General features: G+C 37.7%; 1 protein-coding gene. It reads left to right on the forward strand.

Going from position 1 to position 324, the window contains the following annotated elements; genetic code table 11:
* Positions 1–141: 141 nt before the first annotated feature.
* Positions 142–324 (forward strand): helix-turn-helix domain-containing protein (locus JEM49_RS08650; RefSeq protein ID WP_201874652.1); only part of this gene is annotated, 183 nt, incomplete at its 3' end.

The following is a 324-nucleotide window of genomic DNA, read 5'->3' on the forward strand; positions in this document are numbered from 1 at the left end:
CGCCCGAAAATCCCCGTATTTTAATGCGGGGATGGATAGGACCAAGCTGACCTAGCAGTCAGCTTTTTTATTAAAAAAATAGAGACATATGTTCGCCTATCCTGTAAAATATAAATATCTAATCTATGAGGAGGTGAAACCATGAAGAGAATGAGCAGTTTAGCCTATCATTTTGGTATCAAACTACGCTTTTATCCTAGTTCTAAGCAAAAGAAAATCATCAAGCTAAACTATGATGCGCAGCGCTTTGTCTACAACTCTTATGTAGGACGCAATCGAAGCAATTATCATGCTAAGCACTACTTAGCTGTTAGACAATATCAA

The sequence above is a fragment of the Lactobacillus sp. A27 genome (assembly GCF_016742815.1).
In the GTDB taxonomy this organism is placed as follows: Bacteria; Bacillota; Bacilli; order Lactobacillales; family Lactobacillaceae; genus Lactobacillus; species Lactobacillus gallinarum.